This is a genomic window from Streptomyces sp. NPDC059371 (assembly GCF_042751995.1).
GTDB lineage: Bacteria > Actinomycetota > Actinomycetes > Streptomycetales > Streptomycetaceae > Streptomyces.
This window is the reverse complement of record NZ_JBHYXD010000149.1, coordinates 1,961-3,050: the sequence shown is the minus strand read 5'-3', so window position 1 is coordinate 3,050 and position 1,090 is coordinate 1,961. Positions and strand designations below refer to the sequence as shown.

At 76.1% G+C, this 1,090-nt stretch carries 1 protein-coding gene; it reads left to right on the top strand.

What is annotated here, in order from left to right; genetic code table 11:
• Positions 1 to 300 precede the first annotated feature (300 nt).
• Positions 301 to 1,090, top strand: a 790-nt coding sequence (locus tag ACFXGX_RS41055; protein ID WP_384802871.1) for a hypothetical protein, incomplete at its 3' end; no start/stop codon positions are given.

Sequence of the window (1,090 nt, the reverse complement as noted above, 5' to 3'; positions counted from 1 at the left end):
GCACCACCCGCGGCGGGCCGGCCGGCCGGGGGCCCCGGCTCCCGCGCCCCGCCCCGCGCGCCCGCCCCCCCCCGGGCGCCACCCCCCCCCCCCCGCGTGCGCCGCGGGGCTCGGCCGTGTTCGGGGGGCGGGGCCCGGCGGCTCGACGAGGGGGCGGGGCCGGATTCCCGGTGGCTGGGGTGATTGGCGACTCGTGGACCGGGAGGTGTCGTCCGGCGTCCACGTGTTGGTCTGTACATGACCATCGCGGCGGGCCAGACTGTGCGCCGACCGGACACCCCCCATCGAGGAGCACCCTTCATGCGCATGCCCGCACGGCAACGTTGTCACGCGGTCCTGGCCGGCCTCGTCACCCTCACCACCGCCGCCGTCCTCTGCGTGGCCGGCGGCGCGCCCGCCTCGGCCGCCGACACCTGGAACGAGGTGGGTTCGGACCGCGCCGACCCGCTGACCGAGAGCCAGGGCCTGACCTCCGTCGAGGTCCCGGCCGGCAGCCCCAACCACTACACGGGCATCGGCACGATCCCCGCGAGCGTGAGCGGCCGGGGCTGGAACCACGTGGGCGACCCGGACGCCTCGTACAACGGCTACTACGTGGAGCCCTACCAGAGCGACTCCGGCAGCGCGAAGATGTTCCGCGTGCAGGCACCGGGCGGCGCCTGGTCGGAGTACGTCCACAAGCTGAGCGCCGGAGAGGCGCTGAACAACTCCTTCGTCACCATCGCGCCGAGCGGTACGTGGATGGTGTCCGGCGAGTACGGCACGATGAACCGGCTCCTGGTGTTCCCGACCCCGGGCGTCAATCCGGCCACCTCGCCCTCGGCCGACCTTCCGCAGGCCTCGACCATCAACCTCGACCACGCCGTACGCGACGTACAGGGCTGCGACTTCGTGACCGCGACCCGGCTGCTGTGCTCGTCCGACGACCCCGCCGGCACCCTCTTCGGCATGACCAAGCCGCTGCTCCAGATCGACCTGTCGGGGGGGGCGGGCGGGGGGGGCCCCCGCGCCGGGCACCCCCCCGCGCGGCGGGGGGGCCCCCCGCGCGCCGCCGCGGCGGGGGCCCCGGGGGGGGGGGGGTGGGAGTCAC